At 40.7% G+C, this 20,947-nt stretch carries 16 protein-coding genes; all 16 read right to left on the minus strand.

The features are described 5' to 3' along the window. Positions 1-9 precede the first annotated feature (9 nt). Positions 10-1,569: a ribonuclease Y gene (rny, locus tag H605_RS0104650; protein ID WP_029053141.1), complete on the minus strand. Its 1,560-nt coding sequence runs from the start codon at positions 1,567-1,569 to the stop codon at positions 10-12. A 547-nt stretch (positions 1,570-2,116) separates the two neighbouring features. Then, positions 2,117-3,178, minus strand: coding sequence for a recombinase RecA (recA, locus tag H605_RS0104655; protein ID WP_029053142.1), 1,062 nt, complete (start codon positions 3,176-3,178; stop codon positions 2,117-2,119). 166 nt (positions 3,179-3,344) lie between these two features. Continuing rightward, positions 3,345-4,601 carry a competence/damage-inducible protein A gene (locus H605_RS0104660; RefSeq protein WP_029053143.1) on the minus strand — a complete coding sequence of 419 codons (1,257 nt, stop codon included), beginning with the start codon at positions 4,599-4,601 and terminating at the stop codon, positions 3,345-3,347. A gap of 15 nt (positions 4,602-4,616) precedes the next feature. Then, positions 4,617-5,195 (minus strand): CDP-diacylglycerol--glycerol-3-phosphate 3-phosphatidyltransferase, encoded by a 579-nt coding sequence (pgsA, locus tag H605_RS0104665; RefSeq protein WP_029053144.1) that lies wholly within the window; start codon positions 5,193-5,195, stop codon positions 4,617-4,619. 74 nt (positions 5,196-5,269) lie between these two features. Beyond that, on the minus strand, positions 5,270-6,076 hold the full coding sequence (locus H605_RS18345; RefSeq protein WP_051210466.1) for a helix-turn-helix domain-containing protein: 807 nt from the start codon (positions 6,074-6,076) through the stop codon (positions 5,270-5,272). 27 nt (positions 6,077-6,103) lie between these two features. After that, entirely contained in the window at positions 6,104-6,898 is a 795-nt protein-coding gene (locus H605_RS0104675; RefSeq protein ID WP_029053145.1) for a DUF3388 domain-containing protein, read from the minus strand. Between the two features lie 133 nt (positions 6,899-7,031). Next, the gene (gene ymfI / locus H605_RS0104680) at positions 7,032-7,760 is read right to left on the minus strand and encodes an elongation factor P 5-aminopentanone reductase (RefSeq protein WP_029053146.1); all 729 of its coding nucleotides are present in this window, start codon (positions 7,758-7,760) and stop codon (positions 7,032-7,034) included. A gap of 2 nt (positions 7,761-7,762) precedes the next feature. Further along, the gene (gene yfmH / locus H605_RS0104685; RefSeq protein WP_029053147.1) at positions 7,763-9,058 is read right to left on the minus strand and encodes an EF-P 5-aminopentanol modification-associated protein YfmH; all 1,296 of its coding nucleotides are present in this window, start codon (positions 9,056-9,058) and stop codon (positions 7,763-7,765) included. Then, positions 9,055-10,329, minus strand: coding sequence for an EF-P 5-aminopentanol modification-associated protein YfmF (gene yfmF / locus H605_RS0104690; RefSeq protein WP_029053148.1), 1,275 nt, complete (start codon positions 10,327-10,329; stop codon positions 9,055-9,057). The genes yfmH and yfmF overlap by 4 nt, the downstream gene beginning before the upstream one ends. A gap of 209 nt (positions 10,330-10,538) precedes the next feature. Next, positions 10,539-11,492 (minus strand): ABC transporter permease, encoded by a 954-nt coding sequence (locus H605_RS0104695; RefSeq protein WP_029053149.1) that lies wholly within the window; start codon positions 11,490-11,492, stop codon positions 10,539-10,541. A 1-nt stretch (position 11,493) separates the two neighbouring features. Further along, positions 11,494-12,540 (minus strand): ABC transporter permease, encoded by a 1,047-nt coding sequence (locus H605_RS0104700; protein WP_029053150.1) that lies wholly within the window; start codon positions 12,538-12,540, stop codon positions 11,494-11,496. Further along, a complete protein-coding gene (locus H605_RS0104705) occupies positions 12,530-14,098 on the minus strand; it encodes an ABC transporter ATP-binding protein (protein ID WP_029053151.1) in 1,569 nt (522 codons plus the stop codon). Before H605_RS0104705 ends, H605_RS0104700 begins: the two co-directional genes overlap by 11 nt. A 273-nt stretch (positions 14,099-14,371) precedes the next feature. Further along, a complete protein-coding gene (locus H605_RS0104710; RefSeq protein WP_029053152.1) occupies positions 14,372-15,454 on the minus strand; it encodes a BMP family lipoprotein in 1,083 nt (360 codons plus the stop codon). 352 nt (positions 15,455-15,806) lie between these two features. Continuing rightward, on the minus strand, positions 15,807-18,149 hold the full coding sequence (locus H605_RS0104715; protein ID WP_029053153.1) for a DNA translocase FtsK: 2,343 nt from the start codon (positions 18,147-18,149) through the stop codon (positions 15,807-15,809). Between the two features lie 88 nt (positions 18,150-18,237). Next, entirely contained in the window at positions 18,238-19,905 is a 1,668-nt protein-coding gene (locus tag H605_RS0104720; protein WP_029053154.1) for a ribonuclease J, read from the minus strand. Between the two features lie 113 nt (positions 19,906-20,018). Beyond that, positions 20,019-20,909: a 4-hydroxy-tetrahydrodipicolinate synthase gene (gene dapA, locus H605_RS0104725; RefSeq protein ID WP_029053155.1), complete on the minus strand. Its 891-nt coding sequence runs from the start codon at positions 20,907-20,909 to the stop codon at positions 20,019-20,021. Positions 20,910-20,947: the final 38 nt, after the last annotated feature.

The raw sequence follows: 20,947 nt of genomic DNA on the forward strand, positions 1-20,947 counted from the left end.
TGTTAGGTATTATTTTGCATACTCTACTGCGCGGGTCTCCCGTATGACCGTCACTTTGATATGCCCTGGGTAGTTCAATTCTTCCTCGATTTGTTTTCGTATATCACGTGCTAAGCGATGTGCGGTAATATCATCGATCTGTTCGGGGCGAACAATGATTCGCACTTCCCGTCCTGCCTGAATGGCAAATGACTTCTCTACACCTTCGTATGATTCCGAAATTTCTTCGAGTTTTTGCAGACGTTTTATATAGTTTTCCAATGTTTCACTACGAGCACCTGGTCTCGCTGCAGATAATGCATCTGCCGCTGCTACAAGTACTGCTATAACAGAAGTAGCTTCTTCATCACCGTGGTGAGAAGCAATACTGTTAATGACAACTGGATGTTCTTTATATTTCACTGCCAACTCTTTACCAATTTGCACGTGACTACCTTCTACCTCATGGTCGATCGCTTTACCAATATCATGAAGTAAACCGGCACGTCTAGCAAGTGTCACGTCTTCTCCAAGCTCTGCTGCCAGTAAGCCAGTTAAATAGGCTACTTCAATAGAGTGTTTCAAGACGTTCTGTCCGTAACTCGTACGGAAATGCAAACGACCAAGAATTTTAATCATATCCGGATGCAAGTTGTGAACACCTACATCGAATGTAGTTTGTTCTCCTTTTTCTCGGATTAACTCGTCCACTTCTCTTCTGGATTTGTCGACCATTTCTTCAATACGCGCAGGGTGGATTCGTCCATCCTGAACTAATTTCTCCAGAGCCAATCTTGCTGTCTCTCTTCGAACTGGATCAAAACCGGAAAGAATGACAGCTTCTGGCGTATCGTCAATAATCAGATCAATCCCTGTAAGCGTCTCAAGCGTACGAATATTTCGTCCTTCACGACCAATGATGCGACCTTTCATCTCATCATTCGGTAAATTAACGACGGAAACTGTAGTTTCTGCCACATGATCTGCCGCAAACCGTTGCAATGCTAATGATAGGATCTCGCGTGCTTTACGCTCAGATTCCTCTTTAGCCCGTTGCTCGGATTCTTTTGTCATGACAGCAATGTCAGTAGAAAGCTCTTCTTCTACTTCTTCCAAGATAATGTGCTTTGCTTCATCTCTTGTTAACGAAGAGATTCTTTCCAATTCAGTCTTCTGTGTAGTAACGAGTTGTTCCGCTTTGCGTTCCATCTCTTCAATATGCTGTTGTCTTTCTAATAGCGCATCTTCTTTGCGCTCTAGACCTGCTTCTCTTTTATTGAGCGCATCATCCTTGCGATCAAGGTTTTCTTCACGTTGTAAGAGACGGTTTTCCTGTTTCTGTAGTTCCGCCCTTCTCTCACGGACTTCTGTTTCTGCTTCAATCCGCAGTTCGTGAGTTTCATCTTTCGCTTCTAACAGTGCCTCTTTCTTCACTGACTCCGCTTCACGCTTCGCCTCTTCGACGAGTTGGTTGGCAGTATGCTTGGCACCAGTTACTTTTGAATCATTCACATTTTTCAATATAAAAAAGCTAACAACTGCACCGACGATGAGACTTAGCAAAACGGAGATGAGTATTTCAATACCCATTGAGGTCACCTCCTTCTGCTTATTCTTTTCTTTTCAGTCGGCTCGTATAATCAATTTTGCCACGGCGAATATATTCACTTTACTTGTTACCGGAGCTTCTCGGTAACGTCCCGACGATCTGTGAAAACGCCGAAGGCTTAACTTAATCCAACGGGTAGTAGAAAACCTGTTGTTTCGGGACTAAATTTCTATTGATGTCACTACTTTTTACTTAATTTTTTATATTGCTGAATTAAGTTAAAATCAATATACCGCCAAAAACAATTGATTGGTTTGTTAAATATAGGACGTATATAATACGCCACTTTAATTGTATAGTTGTATTTTTATTGTGTCAAGGAATGATAATGGAAAAATGATACTACTGAAGCTTTTTGTTTGGTTTGCTCGAGTATTCCCACTTTCCACTTCGCATATTTGTTTATTTGGAATTTTGGTTCCATGACTAGGCAAAGTACGTCATACTTATACATGTTAATTACTTCAAAATAAAGCTCTTTTTATAAAAAAACCGCCAATCGAAAATTGGCGGTTTTACATGAATAGCTTACTTGTCTTCAGAAAGTGTTAGTAAGTCATCAAGCTCATCTTCTTCATCATGCGCTGCGATTACATAGTTTGTAGCATTTAAACCGTATGATTCACGAATCTTGGCTGCGATTTCATCACGCATTTTCAAGTTTTCCTTCAAGAATTGCTTCGCGTTTTCACGACCTTGTCCTAAACGCTCGCCTTCATAAGAATACCAAGCACCACTCTTTTGGACAACTTCTAACTCTGAGCCAAGATCCAGAATTTCACCCTCTTTTGAAATTCCTTCACCATACATGATATCTACTTCCGCTGTACGGAATGGAGGGGCTACCTTATTTTTCACTACACGGATTCTTGTTTTGTTCCCCATAATATCATTAGCTTGTTTGATCGCTTCGCCTCTTCGTACTTCAAGACGAACAGAAGCATAGAACTTCAATGCACGTCCACCAGGCGTTACTTCTGGATTACCAAACATGACGCCTACTTTTTCACGAATCTGGTTAATGAATACAGCAATAGTATTTGATTTATTTATTGCACCAGAAAGTTTACGCAACGCTTGAGACATCAAACGAGCTTGCAAACCAACGTGTGCGTCTCCCATTTCGCCTTCGATTTCTGCTTTCGGAACAAGTGCTGCTACCGAGTCCACTACGACAATATCTACCGCGCCTGAACGAACAAGTGCTTCTGCGATTTCCAATGCTTGCTCACCCGTATCTGGCTGTGATAATAGTAAATCATCGATATTAACACCTAGTTTTTTTGCATAAACAGGGTCTAATGCGTGTTCCGCATCAATAAAAGCCGCAGTACCACCGCTTGCTTGCACTTCTGCAATTGCATGCAACGAAACAGTTGTTTTACCAGAACTCTCTGGTCCATATATTTCAATAACTCGGCCACGTGGATATCCGCCTATTCCTAATGCGGCATCCAAAGCCAGTGAACCGGATGAAGATGTATCAATTTGAAGATCTGTTTTTTCTCCCATTTTCATGACAGAACCTTTACCAAACTGTTTCTCTATTTGTTTTAATGCCATATCTAATGCCGCTTTACGATTGCTCAATTATAATTCCTCCTCAAACTCTTTTTCTACTCTTAGTATACCTTTTCTCAACGTAATACACAAGAATTAAACGAACGGGCATTCGATGAATTGGATATAGAAATTGAAAAACAAGCACAAAAAGCTGGGATGAATTGATTTTTGATAGCTAATTCAATAGCAAAATTCAATACTTCAGTTCTTTTTTCTCTTTTATTGTTTGAATGAGATAATGTAAAGCAAATTGAACGGAACGTTTACGATTTGAATTACGAGAACTTGATAGCTGTAGTTTGTAAGATGCTGTCTTCATACCTTCTGCTGCAATACCGATCCAAACTGTACCAGGTGGCTGTCCATCATGTGGTTCAGGGCCCGCTGCACCTGTCAGACTCACTCCAAATGTCGTGGTAAATCGTTCTCTAACACTTTCAGCCATAGCTTCAGCGCACTCTCCACTGACTATCCCATGGTAATCAAGCAATGAAGGTAAGATGCCTAATTGCTCGATTTTCATCTCTTTATTATACACCACAACGCCACCTTTTAGCGCGTTGCCAATTCCTGCTTCTGAACCAAGTTCCGCCATAAACATTCCGGTAGTTAGACTTTCTGCCGCAGAAATAGTCCAGTCATTTTGAAGCAAAAGTTCAGTTGTTTTGGAAGCAAGCGTATCCTCATCTACACCATAAATAAACTCCCCAACAATAGAGCGAATTTCTTGTTCTACAGGTAATATTAATTTTTGTGCTTCTTCTTCCGTTTTGGCTTTTGCGGTAATGCGTAGCTTGACCATGCCTGGTGAAGCCAGTGGTGCGATTGTAGGGTTCGTTTGCTTCTCAAGAACGGACTGGATACGGACTTCCAATTCCGATTCGCCAATTCCTTGCAACTTCAATACCTTAGAAGAAATTACATCGTGTTTTCCGTATACACCAAGTAAATATGGAATCGCTTCGTGTTCAAACATGGGCTCCATTTCATGAGGTGGGCCTGGCAATAAAATGTACTGTTTATCTTCTTTGCCTATTGCTATACCAGGTGCCATGCCATTTCGATTTGGCAATACCGTAGCTCCTTTTAATACAAGAGCTTGCTGTTTATTATTTTCTGTCATCACTTTGCCTACGTGAGTAAAATAATCTTCGATAGTCTTCATCGCCTCGTCATCAGTTACAAGCTCACAATCCAATTCACGAGCAATAGTTTGTTTTGTAAGGTCATCTTTTGTCGGTCCGAGGCCTCCACTAAAGATAAGAATATCTGCACGCTGCTGAGCTAATTGGATTGTTTGTGACAAACGTTTAGGATTATCCCCTACAACCGTGTGGCAATACACATCAATCCCAACTTCAGCCAATTTAGCCGATATGAATCTTGCGTTAGTATTGGTAATTTGCCCCAATAGAAGTTCAGATCCGACCGCAATTATTTCTGCTTTCATGAATACCGTTCCCCCTCACATTGACTCGACTAAAATTTTACGATTTTTAATGAAGTAATCAACACCTGACCAGATTGTAAACACTAGTGCTATGTATAACATAATCGTTCCGAATGGAATGCCAATCGCTTCGAAGAAAATATTATGCAATAAAAGAAATGTAATCGCTAGAATTTGCGCAACTGTTTTAATTTTACCTAATTGGTTGGCTGCTACTACTTCACCACCACCTGCTAAAATTAAACGTAATCCTGTAACCGCAAATTCTCTACTAATAATGATGATGACGATCCATGCAGGAGCCGTCCCCAATTCCACTAATAAGATAAATGCCGCTGAGACTAATAATTTATCGGCTAACGGATCCAAAAACTTCCCCATATTTGTCACTAAATTGTTTTTTCTTGCTAAGTAACCATCTAGCCAGTCAGTTGTAGAAGCTATGATGAAGATGATCGCGCCCACCAAATGTTCAATAGGCATTTCTACTCCACCTAACTGAATCATGCCCCATCCAAAGTCCACTGTAAGAAACAGGATGAAAATAGGGATCATAAATACTCTAGAGAGCGTAATCTTATTTGGTAAATTCATTACATGTCCACCTTCCTAACGGTACATTCTATTTGTAAAGAATAAAATAGTCACCTTTTTAGATGACTATTTTTCTATGGCTTTTTTAACACGATGTTTTGTGGAATGAGTTCTGTTGGGTAATCTACGCGTTGACCGTTAACAGTCAGTTCTGCGTTTTCGTAATTACCAACTCGTATTCTCAAACTTTCTGCATCGTTTGCTTCAATTTCAATTGTTTCGCCTTCTTGTACTACCCGGGCACCGCTTGGTTCAGGCATCCGTTCTACGCCGTCTTGGTCTGTTACTGAAATCCACGATTTTCCTGTCGCCTTGACAATCAATGTGATTTTATCAGCATCAGTCAATTTGAATATAGATGTTTCACCCACAGTCGAAGCGTGTTCAAATGGCTGCTTAGGTTTATCGACTCCCACTGAACCTTGTTCATCAGTCACAACTGAAGAACCGGGTTCCGATGACTCCTGATCTATATCTGGTTCTGTCGCTTTGTCTCTTAATAAAGTATAAACAATAACAAAAATCATCAAGATAAATAGTGCAACAATTATTTTTGGCATTGCTTCTCTTAACTGGTTATTCTGCTTTGAACCTGCACTACGTTGCATAGTAGCTGGTACAACGCTTTCCTGTTTCTCCTGCACTGCAGGTTCATACTCATCTTGATACAGACTCAGTATTTCATCCGCGTCCAAGTCCACCGCTTCTGCATACTGTTTAATAAAAACACGAACGTAGAAAGCGCCAGGTATAACTTGAAACTCTTCATTTTCAATTGCCGACAGATAACGTTGTTGAATTTTCGTACTGTCTTGCAAGTCTTCTAACGTCAATCCTTTTGAAATCCTCGCTTCTTTTAAACGAGCGCCAATTCCGATCAAACTTAACACCCACCTAACTCATTTCAATCAATTAAACATATTAAAACCGCCCATAGAATTACGGTTGGTTATCGGATCATTCTTTTCTAGAATGTCGTAACTGATTTCTTGATCCACAGTTGTACGTAACTCTATGATAATATCAAAATCTTCAATTGTATATTCAGATTGCTTCACGAACATATCCGGATGCTCGACTACTTTAATTGTCGGCAAGCCCATGATTTCCCGTACTAATTGCATATGACGTTCGTCAGAGGTTTTTCGTGTCACGATCCCATCAAGTATAAAGATGTTATCGTCTGAGAACTCATCCCCCATCATACTCGTTCTGATCGTTTGTTTAATCATTGTAGAAGACAAAAAGACCCATTTTTTATTGGCACAAACACTTGCTGCTACTACGGATTCTGTTTTGCCAACTCGTGGCATCCCGCGAACACCAATTAGCTTATGACCATCTTGTTTAAAAATCTCGGCTAAAAAGTCCACTAAAATTCCAAGCTCACTTCTAATGAATTGATAAGTTCTTCGGTCATCAGTACCGCGCTGAATATAGTGTCCATGACGAACAGCCAATACATCACGCAATTTAGGTTCCCTGATCTTATGGATGACAATCGCATCCATAGTAGAAGCGATTAACTCGAAACGTTTAATTTGCTGATCATGATCGGTGTGAACGAGCATACCACGGTATCTGCCATCCACCCCATTAATGGTCACGATATCAACTCGTAACATACCAAGCAAGGAAGCAATATCGCCTAGCAACCCAGGCCGATTGACTTGTAACTCATATTCGACATACCATTCTCCCATTCAACACACTCCTTCATAAAACTACTTTTTTCCAGAATGCACAAGTATGCACTTAGTTCTATAATAGCGGATAGCGAAAGCGAATAAAAGAAAAAAAGAAAAGGACAACTGGCATTGTCCTTTTCCCAAGGCCTTAAATATACCAGCCACCATTGATTTGAATTATTTCACCAGTCATATAGTCTGCTTTGCCACTCAGCATAAATTCGACCATATTCGCTATTTCCTGGGGAGTTCCGACTGACAAAAGCGGAATCTGATCGAGTACCATTTGACGCTCCTCCGTAGAAAACTCCTGATTCATGCGGGTGTCAATCCAACCTGGCGCAATGGCATTGACCCGTATGCCTGAATAGGCAGATTCCTTTGCATAGGCTTTAACGAAGGCATGCTGGGCACCTTTGACTGCCGAATACATTACCTCACCCGCAGCTCCCGCACTGCCCCATATCGATCCTATAAATGTAATATAGGAAACATCATACTTGCGTAGTTTTTCGGATAACAGCGCGATTAACCGGGCTGGATTCTGCATATGGACCTGCCACAATTCCGACATGTCCATTGCACTTGTATCCGATAATAGTTTTACGACTGCCTGACCGTTGGCTACCACAATTGCTTGAACGCTTTGAATGCTAGCCGCCAATTGTTCTGCTGCTTGCTCCACTCTAAAATCAGCTTGCACACTACGGAATTGCTGGGTAGGATACGTCTTTTCTAACTCCAAACGCAATAGATCAAGATGAGTTTTATTCGCATTATAATGCAAATACAAAGACCATCCTGCTTCCGCTAGTTGTTTACAGACTGCTTCCCCAATTCCTCCAGATGCCCCTAAAACAAGAGCAAAACGCGTCATACTCATTGTGTTTTCGGTGGCAGTACTTTGAAGATTGTATAGCTGCTGTCATCGGAGAACGTGGCAAATGCTTGTTTTAATTTATCCATTGATAATTTTTCCAAAGTCGGTACGACATCGAATAAATTCATATTGTTAAAATCATATCGTGTATATTGATTAGCGATAAATTCAATGGAGTTCAATGAACGCATAAATTGACCGATTTTCTTTCTACGCATTCTGTCTAAATCTTCTTCTTGCACCGGCCAATTGGTTTTTGCATCTTTAATCGTATGACGAATTAATTCTTCTAAGCGCTCCGGCTCATCAGTATCGGAACCAACCATCGCAAAACCGTAGCCTTCTTCCATGGAGAACTCATAAGAGAACGATTCATCAACTAAGCCTTCTGCATTCGCTTTTTCATAAAATGCAGATGTGCGACCGAATAGACTGTCTAGTACGAGGTTTGCTGACAACTCCGTTTCAAGCATTTCTTGGCCCTGTAGATCTGTCTCGGTACATTTCATACCGATATTCAATTTCGGTTTCGATACATCCATCGTCAATGTACGTCCAGGCACATCCACTTCTTTTGACTCAGACGGGAATTGGCGTTCGATCGCTTGAGGTTTATCGAATGATTTTTTTGCTTGATCTTCTTTAACAAATGCCATCATTTCCTCCGGCTTCACTGCTCCAACAATAAACAGTAGCATATTGGACGGATGATAGAACGTCTCATAGCATGTATATAAATGTTCAGCTGTAATATCTTGAATAGACTCTACTGTTCCCGCAATATCGATTTTCACTGGGTGGTTTTCATAAAGATTTTCAATTGTGCCGAAATATAGTCGCCAGTCGGGCTGGTCGTCATACATGGTAATTTCCTGGGCAATGATCCCTTTTTCTTTATCCACAGTTTGCTTTGTAAAATATGGCTGTTGAACGAAGTCGAGTAATACTTTTGTATTTTCTTTTAGTTTATTAGTTGCAGAAAAAAGATATGCCGTTCTACCAAATGTTGTATACGCATTTGCAGAAGCGCCATTTAAACTAAATTTCTGAAACACATCCCCGTCTTCTTTCTCGAACATTTTGTGCTCAAGAAAATGGGCAATACCGTCAGGCACTGTGATGAATTCATCTTTGCCGTGCGGTTTGAACGTACGATCAATGGAGCCGTATTTCGTTGTAAATGTTACAAATGTTTTAGAAAAACCACGTTTAGGCAAAATAACAACTTTCAGTCCGTTATCTAGTGTTTCAGTATAAATCTTCTCTTGTAGTTGATCAAAATTTATTTCTTTCATTTGGAAACATCCTCCTTACCTGACAGCAAATACACAATTTCCAATTGAATTGTATTCGCCATTTCCTTTATGTCTTCCAATGTGACCGATTCCCACTTTTCAATTAATCGTTCAGCAGTGAAGCTCTCGTCTAACTCTTTATATTGATCATATATTTCAATCTGACTACGCGCTGAATCATTTGCACTCAAAATACTGTTTTCTAGAAGTGCGATTGTCTGACTCAACTCGACCTCTGTACTCTCACCATTTTGTAATGCTGTCAGTTGTTCAAGAATTAGCTTAACAGCTTTCTCTTCTAAATCCGCATCGATACCCGCTGTCACGTAGACGATACCGTAATGCGAAGCAAACGCACTATTGGCATAGTATGCCATACTTTCTTTTTCTCGCACATTCATGAATAGTTTACTGTGGGCAAAACCACCGAAAACACCATTCGTTATTTGCATTTTATGGTAATCAGGATGACGGAATGATACCGGTGTATGGAAACCAAGATGAAGTTTACCTTGTTTCATGTCTTGTTTTTCTCTAACTGTATTCACAGAATCTGACACTTTTACATCCTGCAAGTCATTTTGTTTCGCTGCATCTCTTGCTTCAAACGGTAAGAACTGCTTGATTTGCTCAATGATTTCCTTTTCATCTACATCACCTACTACATAAATATCAATCAAATCATTATTGATCATATCTTCGTATGTAGCATAAAGACTTTCATTCGTAATTTCAGACACAGCAGCTTCTGTACCGTAAGCAGAAATGGATGCCGGATGATCTGGTCTCATAATTTCAAGCATACGTTTTTGTGCGAAACGTGTTTTATCGTCATAAATAGAACGTATTCGATCACGGACATTACGTTTTTCCCTTTCTGTAACATCTGGATCAAATGCTTTATTCGTTACATTGGGATCAAACACTACAGAACGAATCAATTGCCATAACTGTTTAAAAATATCTTCGCCTTCAAAAAACTCATCGTTCACACACTCCGTATATAGCGAAACCATATGTTGGGAGCTTCTTTTCGAAACGTCCGTAAATAATACCGTACCGTACAACTCGTCAAGCGCCTTGCGCATTGAACTTAATGTCGGATACTGCTTCGTTGAATTTTCCATCACGTTCGCCAATACCGTCCGTTCAGAAGCTTTTTTCTGATCCAGTGGCGCTTTCCACTTAATTGTTACGTTCACTGTTTTAAATTGTTTCGTTTTCCGTATATACAAATGAACACCATTTTGTAATTTTGTTTTATTGAACATACAAACACCTCGTTTACCTTATTATATGTATTCCTAGTCTCACTATACATTTTAGCCTGTCATTTGGAAAATGATACAACTTTTAAGTGCTGAAGGCAGAGTTTAGCGGAGATTGATGCTAGATACGAACGAAAATCTCAACTTAGTATTGCTACAACCTTAGAAAAGCTATCTGAAGAGTATGTATCTCCAGATAGCTTTTATAACTTTTATCTATTTCCTTTAACGTAAGGTTTACCAAGTGCTTTTGGTGCTTTCGCTTTTCCAAGGAATCCGGCAAGAGCCAGGATAGTTAAAACGTAAGGGAAGATATGGAAATACACTGCTGGGATATCCTCTAAGAATGTAATACTAGAAGAACTAATTGCTAGCGCCTGTGCAAAACCGAAGAATAACGCGGCTCCCATAGCTCCCAATGGGTGCCATTTACCAAAGATCATCGCCGCTAGTGCCATAAACCCTTGTCCATTAATGGTCGCATGTCCGAAATCATTTGTGATAGTTTGAGAATAAACTGCTCCACCTATTCCGGCAAGTCCTCCAGAAATAAGAACCGCGATATAACGGGTTTTCGTTACTTTAATTCCCATTGTGTCTGCCGCCATCGGATGTTCTCCTACTGAGCGAAGACGTAAACCAAATGGCGTCTTGTAAATAACAAACCATGCGATAAACGCAACGGCGATCGCCATAATAGAAGAGCCATAGACTAACTTAAAGAACATAGGGCCGATAACTGGAATATCCTCCAAAAAAGGTACATTGAATCTCGGAATTTTTTGTTGAATGAAATCGGTTTGACCTTTGCCGAAAATCATTTTTACCGAGAATAATGCAACAGCAAGACCTAACATGTTAATCGCGACACCTGATACTACTTGATCCGCTCGGAACGAAATAGATGCTATGGCGTGAAGTGTTGCAAACAATGCTGAAACGAGCATTGCTACAATTAATGCTATCCAAGGTGTCCAGGCCCCAAAGGTATCCGCGAAAAATAAATTGAATAAGATACCGATGAATGCACCCATAATCATGAGGCCTTCCAATCCGATATTAATGACTCCAGATCGTTCAGAGAACACACCGCCAATTGCTGTGAAAATAAGAGGAGCTGCAGAAGCAATTGTTATAGGTATGATGAAGTATAATACATCTAACATGTCACTTTGCCTCCTTCTTATTACGCAAACGTATGAGTCCTACACGGATGATGTATCCACAGGCAACGAAGAAAATAACCAATGCAATAATGATGGAAACAATTTCCACTGGAATGCCTGCTTCATTCGGCATATTATTCGCACCATATTTCAATGAGCCGAATAACGTTGCACCGAAGATCACCCCAAGTGGCGTATTCGCGCCAAGCAAGGCTACGGCGATTCCGTCAAAACCGATCCCTGTAAAGCCACCCATGGAAGACATGTTACCAAACGTACCAAGTGCCTCCATCGCGCCTCCAAGTCCAGCGAACGCACCTGAGATGACCATTGCAAGAATAATATTCTTGTTAGCGCTCATTCCTGCATAGCTAGCTGCATTATCGTTATACCCAACAGACTTCAATTCAAATCCTGTCTTCGTTTTCTCTAATATGAACCACATGACGACAACCATAGCTAATGCAACGAATATTCCGTAGTGCAATGTGGAGTAGTCCGTTAGATTAGATAAGAACTCTGACCGAAGTGAGGCTGATTCATGGATACGCTCCAATTTGAATCCACCACCGGAGAGTGTTTTTATTAATGCGTTAACTACATGTAAGGCAATGTAGTTCATCATAATGGTGACTATAACTTCGTGTACTTTCAATGTTGCTTTTAAAATACCAGGTACGAGTCCCCATAGCGCCCCAGCTGCAGCAGCTGCTATGAGTGCGAAAGGCAAGTGAATAATTTTCGGAAGATCGAATGCCATCCCTACGTAAGCTGCAGCAAACCAGCCAACGATTAGTTGTCCCTCTACCCCAATATTGAAAAGTCCAGTTCTAAATGCGAATGCTACTGCAAGTCCCGCAAGTAAGTATGGACTGATTTGACGGATGGTTTCACCGATTGCATAAGAATCACCAAAAATACCATTCCATAATGCCATATAGCCTGTGATTGGATTATAGTCACTGATCAGCATCACAATCGCGCCTACTAAGAGCCCTAAAAAGATCGAAATCATTGGGACTAGTATATTGATCATTCTATTCGACATGCTGTTCATCACCATCCTTTTCAGCAGCTAGTACTTTTTTCTCAGCAACATCTTTTGAATGGCCTGCCATCATTAATCCTAGTGCTTGTTCAGTTGTTTCTTGCGGAATTACCGTACCTACAATAGTTCCATCATAAATAACTGCAATTCTATCTGAAACGTTCATGACTTCATCCAATTCAAACGTTATGAGTAAAACCGCTTTTCCACTGTCACGTTGTTCAATCAGACGCCGATGAATAAACTCGATTGCTCCGACGTCCAAACCACGTGTAGGTAATGCCGCAATCAGTAAATCCGGATTTCTCAAGATTTCTCTTCCGATGATCAGCTTTTGCTGATTTCCTCCGGATAATGCTCTCGCTAATTCATGCGTACCTTGTGTTCTAACATCGTATTCTTTGATCAGTTCTTCCGCTCTTTCATTGATTACTTTGTAATTCATGATTCCACCTTTAGATAATGGTTCATGATAATACGATTGAAGCGCGGTATTATACGCAACTGAAAAATCTAGAATAAGTCCATGCTTGTGGCGGTCTTGTGGAATATGTCCAATACCGGTTTCAGTAATCTTTCTCGTTTTTTTATTTGTAACATCTTCATCATTAATAAAAATCTTACCGCTCTTCACTTTAGTCAAACCAGTGATGGCTTCAATTAATTCGGATTGACCGTTACCATCGATGCCGGCAATCCCAACTATTTCACCGCGACGCACAGAAAGATTGAGTCCTTTTAATTTAGCAACACCCCGATAGTCATTCACTTGTAGATTTTCTATCTTCAACACTTCTTCAGTCGGGTGTGATGGACCTTTTTCGGTTTTAAATGTGACTTGACGTCCAACCATCAACGTCGCCAATTCTTCGGGATTCGTTTCCGATGTGATAACAGTACCGATTCCTTTACCTTTGCGGATGACAGTTACTTTGTCTGAAACGTTCATAATTTCCGCCAGTTTATGGGTGATCAAGATGATTGATTTTCCTTCTGCAACGAGTTTTTTCATAATATTTAACAATTCATCAATTTCCTGAGGAGTTAAGGATGCAGTGGGTTCATCAAATATTAGGATATCTGCTCCACGATAAAGAGTCTTAAGAATCTCGACACGTTGTTGCATACCTACAGAAATATCTTCTATTTTCGCGTACGGATCGACATCTAGTCCATACATCTTTGAAATTTCCGCAACTTTTTTCGCAGAATCTTTAATGTTAATCATTCCAGATTTCGTTGGCTCACTACCTAAAATAATATTCTCGGTAACCGTTAAGTTCTCCACCAACATAAAATGCTGATGCACCATCCCAATTCCTAGATCATTTGCTACGTTCGGGTCAGTGATTGCTACATGTTCGCCTCGTACACGAATTTCTCCACCATCTGGTTGATATAAACCAAATAATACGTTCATTAAGGTAGATTTCCCAGCACCGTTTTCACCTAGCAGTGCGTGAATCTCGCCTTTCTTCAGTTGTAATGTAATATGATCATTCGCATAGAAATTTCCGAATTTTTTTGAAACATCTAGCATTTCAATTACATAATCCATCCCAATCACTTCCTTGCCCATAATTGAATTCCGTAGAATTAAGCAGTATAGCTTTCATCTTCAATAATACGTCATAAAGCTCCCGTATGAAAAGTTGAAAGCTTTTCCATTTCACTTTAAATAGCCTGCTAATACTTTTTATTATATTTAATTTATTAATCTTAGAAATTAATAAAATAAAAGTTCCAAATCAACTACCCAGGAACCTTTATTTTAGTAATTTAATGAAATAAAGGCCGGATATGAAAACCGGCCTTCAACTGTTTACCGACCTTATTTTTTCTTTTCTACAAACTCAGGTACTTCAATTTCGCCATTTGCAATTTTTTGTGCATATTCATCAATTTGATCCAATACATCTTGTGGAATTGCGCCACGTGAATCAGCAAGACCTAAACCATCATCTTGAAGACCATATACTTTTGTTTCCCCACCAGGGAAGTTCCCATTCATTGACAAGTCAGCAATATCTTTAACTGCTACATCAACACGCTTCAACATAGATGTAAGCGTAACGTTGTCATCTCCAACTTTACCTTCTTCATATTGGTCAGAGTCAACACCAATTACCCAAACATATGCATCTTTATCTGCTTGCTTACGTTCTTTCGCTTCTGAGAATACACCGTTACCCGTACCGCCAGCAGCGTGGAAAATAATATCTACGCCTGAAGAGTACATACGGCCTGCCTCAGCTTTACCAAGTTCTGCTTTATCAAATGCACCTACATATTTTGAGTCTACTTTGATTTCAGGTTTAACTGCCTTGACACCTTCAAGGAATCCAGCTTCAAAACGCTCGATGACAGGGTTGTCCATACCACCGATGAAACCAACCTTATCTGATTTTGTCATTAACCCAGCTGCTACTCCGGCTAAATATCCGCCTTCTTGTTCTTTAAAGAGGATGCTAGCTACGTTTGGAGCATCTACTTCACCATCAATAATAGAGAATTGAGTGTCTTTTTGTTGTGCTGCAATATCTTCAATTGCATCTTCCATTAAGAAACCTACTCCGTATATTAAGTTGAAGTCACGACGAGCCAAGTTGTTAAGATTTGTTGTATAATCTTCCGGACCAGTTGACTGCAGGTAATCGTATCCGCCAGTTCCTTTTTCCCATCCTTGATCTTCTCCGAATTCTTTAACGCCTTTCCATGCAGATTGGTTGAATGATTTATCATCAATCCCTCCAACGTCAGTTACCATAGCAAGTGAGAATCCGCCTTTCTCACCGCTGTCACCTGTTGCTGGCTTTTCCCCTGCATTGTCTTTATTATCAGAGCCACATGCTGCTAACATCGTACCTGCGGCTAACACTAAAGACATTGCTAGTCCAAACTTTCTTTTCGTCATCGATAATGACCTCCCCTAATTAATTTTGGTATTATGTTAGGACGTTATACGTCTTATACCTTTACTCACACTACTTTTCAGCTTGAATCTTTACTCTTAAAAAAGGTCACTGTTAATAGATTATTTGAAAATTCGTTACCTCGTACGTGATGACGTTCGTGATCACAGTGGATGTGTCGCTTTGCATGATAGCGCTTTCTGCTCTGCTAAATATTGGATGACACACTCAATTTCCATAGCCTGAAATGATTATTTCCTTCTACCTTCACTATAACATTTACTTAGGTAGAAGGAAATATCTAGCTGAAATCACGGATAACTTCGACTTATCAAAATAACAGCGAATGCTGCTTTACATTTCTAGCTCTGATTTAGTGAGTAGTACGTGCCTTGGCTTACTACCTTCAGGTGGTCCCACCACGCCACGCGCTTCCATTTGATCTACTATACGTGCGGCTCTGGCATATCCAACGCGGAAACGACGCTGAATCATCGAAACGGAAGCAGTCTGCATGTCCACTACCATTTGTACCGCTTCATCGTATAATTCATCGGTTTCTTCATGCGGTGCTACTACCTCTACTTCAGTAGGAATCATTTCTTCTTGATATTGAGCTTTTTGCTGCTCAATAACAAAGTTCACTACCGCTTCCACTTCCTCATCTGAAACAAATGCCCCTTGAATACGTGTCGGTTTTGAAGCGCCAGCAGGAAGGAATAACATATCCCCTCGCCCCAATAATTTCTCTGCGCCGGCACCATCCAGAATAGTCCGCGAGTCAATTGCAGAAGATACGGCAAACGCAATTCGAGAAGGAATATTCGCCTTAATAATACCTGTGATCACGTCAACGCTTGGACGCTGTGTCGCGATAATTAGATGAATACCCGCAGCTCTCGCCATCTGTGCCAGACGTGTGATGGAATCTTCTACGTCACTTGATGCCACCATCATTAAGTCGGCCAGCTCATCGACAATGACAACTATATACGGCATGCGTGGATGCTTCTCATCATGATCTTCATTCCATTGTTCAATGTGGTTATTATATCCTTCAATATTCCGTGTGCCTGTATGGGAGAATAACTCATATCTGCGCTCCATCTCCGACACAACTCGTTGCAGTGCTTGCGCCGCTTTTCTCGGATCTGTGACAACAGGTGCCAATAAATGCGGGATGCCATTAAATACATTTAACTCTACCATTTTCGGATCGATCATCATCATTTTCACTTCGTGTGGTTTCGCCCGCATGATGATACTCATAATAATACCGTTAACACAGACACTTTTACCGCTACCCGTAGCACCCGCAATTAATACGTGGGGCATTTTATTGAGTTCTGTCATCATGGCTTGTCCAGTCACATCACGACCTAAACCTACTAGTAACTTGGCCTCGGGTGGATTGTTTTCCTTAGATTCAAGCACTTCACGTAAACTTACCATCGCCACCGCATTGTTCGGGACTTCGATTCCAACTGCCGATTTACCAGGAATCGGCGCTTCAATTCGAATCCCACTAGCTGCCAATGCCAATGCTATATCATCCGCCAAACTAACGATGCGACTTACTTTCACGCCCGTATCAGGCAGGATTTCATATTTAGTGACTGCTGGTCCCAAATGGACTTGTGTCACTCTCGTTTTAACTCCAAAACTCAGGAACGTTTTCTCTAGCTTCTTAGCGTTTGCCTGGATTAAATCATATTCTCCAGATTGATCACTTGCTACAGGTGGTTCCAATAGTTTGGCTGATGGCAAAACATACGATTCGTTTTCTTGTTCTCCGCCCATTACAGGATAATCAGTCACAGGATCTTTAGGATCGAGTGTTGAGTCCTCTTGAGCTTTCGACTGCTTTTCCTGTACAATTTCTGGTTGCGTAGCCTGTTCAATTTTTGCCGTGAAGCTAGAAATAATCGGTTCACTAGCGGGCTCCGGATTTTCTTGTACCGCTTCCATTTCAGAAGTGTCTACAGGTTTCGGCTTACTCTTTCTATTACTGCGCGCACTTTCTTTACGTTTTTCTTCAGGAGACTTGACTGATTTCTTTTCCCTCGCTGCCCACTTCTTCTTTATATCATTCATCAAGATAGGTGTTTGCTCTACTAGGAACGGAATCAAAGCCTTTCCTGTCAACAGGATGATACCAATGAGCAGTAACAGCACACCAGCTACTGTAGCGCCCGATGAATCAACTAATGAATAAAACATCGCGAACAACACAGCACCTAGCATACCGCCCCCCAGAGTCCCTGTTTGGTCATGTATTCCATCATTTGTGATGAGTACTTTCCACGTTTCCTTAAGTGCAGAATTTGACATCAAAACTTTGCTTTCATATAATGTTTGAAATAAATGAACATGACTGAACAGTAGCATACTGCCTAAAATGAATAAACAACCGATTACGATCCGGTGTTTATATCCGCCAATCTGTCTCTTAATCATGAAAATCAACGCTTGCACAATTATTAAAAATGGCAACGCAACATACCAGTTACCTAATAAGAATCGAGAGAATGCCGATAAACCTCGACCAATGATACCGAATTCAAAGATCATAATTATGGCGATACCGATTAAGACGACACCTAGAATTTCAAACCAGAGCGGTTGCATTTGACTTTGCTGTTTTTTCTGTTGTCTTTTCTTCGCTGGCACTCTCTTTTTAGCACGTTTCTTTGCCATTTGCCAACCCCCTTTCTGAAAAAAAGATTTCCAGCCGTAAAGGCATGGAAATCCAATTGTTTTTTAATTCGCCAACAAACGGTATGGATCAGTATTCCATAATGATCGGAATAATCATCGGGCGACGTTTTGTTTGCTGATATAAATACGAACTCAATGTCTCACGGATCTCTTGTTTAATGTTTGTCCATTCAAACGTTTCTTTATTCACATACTTCTCGACAATTTTAGTAATCAGTTTTGTCGCTTCTTCAAACAGTTCCTCCGATTCGCGTACATAAACAAAGCCTCTTGAGACAACTTCAGGACCCGCCGCAATTCGTTTTTGCTTTCTGTTCAATGTCACAACGACTGTAAAGATTCCGTCTTGGGATAATAGCTTACGGTCACGCAACACGATGTTTCCAACATCACCCACACCAATACCGTCGATCAAGACGTTACCAGCCTGTACTCTACCTGCCATACGAAGCTTTTCATTCTTGAATTCAACAATGTCGCCTTTGTCCGCAATGAAGATACGGTTTTTAGGCAGACCAACTTCTTGAGCGAGCTTGAAGTGTGCAATCAGCATACGATATTCCCCTTGAATCGGAATAAAGTATTTAGGTTGCATCAAGTTTAACATCATTTTCAAGTCTTCAGCGGAACCGTGACCGGATACGTGTACATTTCGTGTGGACGTCAGTACAGTTGCTCCAGCCTTTGCTAATTCATTCATCATCTTGTACATGGAAATTTCCATAACAGGTGATGGTGTAAATGTTATCAATACTGTATCTGAACTTTTGATATTGATTTCTCTATGATGTTTACGGACGATTTTCTCCAATGCTTCTAGTGGCTCACCTTGGTTACCCGTTACAATAATTACGATATCTTGATCGTCATAGCGCTCCATGTCTTTTACTGGAATCACAATATCGTCTTCCACTTGTAAATAACCTAGTTTTAACCCGACTTCAAAGTAGCTCTCCAAACTTTTACCAACAACTGCGACTTTCTTTTTCTTTGCTGCTGCTTGGTCTAGTACTTGCTGAATTCGAATGAAGTTTGATGCATACAACGCTACTAGAATTCTTCCTTGTGCTTCGTGGAAAGTTTTAAAAAGACGTTTCTCGATTACAGACTCAGACGTCGTATAACCTGGACGCTCTGCTTCTGTAGAATCGGACATCAAGATAAAGACTCCCTCTTCACCAATTGTAGCCATTTTTGCAAAATCAGGGCGATATTTGCCTTTTGCTGCTTGGTCGAATTTGAACTCTCCTGTATTAACGATCGCACCTTCGCTTGTATGGAAGACAATTCCTAAAGAATCTGGAATACTGTGTGTCGTGTAAAAGAATGTCACATGCGTGCGCTTGAAGTTCATACGGCTTTTGCTTGTCACTTCAAAGAAACGGACATTAGATGGTGCCGGCATTTTCTTCAAATGTTCTTTCGCTAACGCTAATGTCAACTTTGTACCATAGACAGGAGCTTGTACTTTCTGTAGTAAATAAGCGATTGCCCCAATTGCATCTTCATGACCATGCGTTAAGAAGATTCCTTTGATCCGATCTTTATTTTCTTCTAGATAGGTCATATCAGGTATTACAAAATCAATACCTAGCATTTCCGTTTCAGGGAACATTAAGCCTGCATCCATAACAAATAATTCATCATCGATTTCAACGACATACATAGACTTCCCGATTTCCCCTACTCCACCTAGTGGAATCACTCTAATTAATTCATTTTGTATTTTCGTCACATTGTTTCCTCCTATATTCTATTCCCGCCCACAACGACTAAACACCATTATACGAGATAGTAGGCGTTCAGTACAAACAAAAAAAGCCGGATTGGTCGTCCGGCTTTTGTTAATTACAGAATCCGTGTTCTTTCTCCAAATTTTTCTAGCGCTTCATCGATAATCGCAGCTTCACTTTCGTCCATTTCTATAAGTGGTAAACGAACGCAGCCCATTGGTATGCCTGCTTTTTCTAGCGCATATTTCACAGGCACGGGATTCGGCGTCGAGAACAACGCTCTGAATACCGGCACTAATGAACGATGGAGGTCAGCGGCTTCTTTTATGTTGCCATTTTGGAACGCTTGAATCATTTTTTGCATTTCATTGCCTACTACGTGTGCAGAAACTGAAATGATTCCTCTACCGCCAATTGCAAGTAATGGCAATGTCAATGCGTCATCTCCACTGTATACTTCAAAATCATCAGCGGTTCCTTCAATGATTTCTGCCATCTGCTCCAAATTACCACTTGCTTCTTTGATCGCTTTAATATTATCAATTTTCGATAATGCAATAACGGTTTCAGGAAGCAAGTTGACGATGGAACGACTTGGAATATTATATAGCAATATCGGTAATGCCGTAACGTTAGCAATTTTCGAGAAGTGTGCATACATTCCTTTTTGGTCTGGCTTATTATAGTAAGGTGTCACGAGCATAATTCCGTCTGCCCCTGATCGCTCAGCAGCCTTAGTCAGCTCTATGGATTCCGCAGTATTGTTTGTCCCTGTGCCTGCAATCACTGGAATACGCTTATTCACAACCTTTACTACAAAGTCCAGTAATTCCTTCTTCTCTGTAACAGTAAGCGTCGGTGATTCACCAGTCGTACCGCTGACGATGACAGAATCTGTCCCATTCGCGATCAAATGCTCAAGCAAGACCGTTGTTTGGGCGTAGTCAATCGTGCCGTCAGGAGAAAAAGGAGTGACCATTGCTGTCCCTACATTTCCAAGTTGCACATAGATCATTCCTTTTCGTTATCATTCTAAACTCTACC

This window comes from Sporosarcina ureae DSM 2281 (genome assembly GCF_000425545.1).
Lineage (GTDB): Bacteria > Bacillota > Bacilli > Bacillales_A > Planococcaceae > Sporosarcina > Sporosarcina ureae.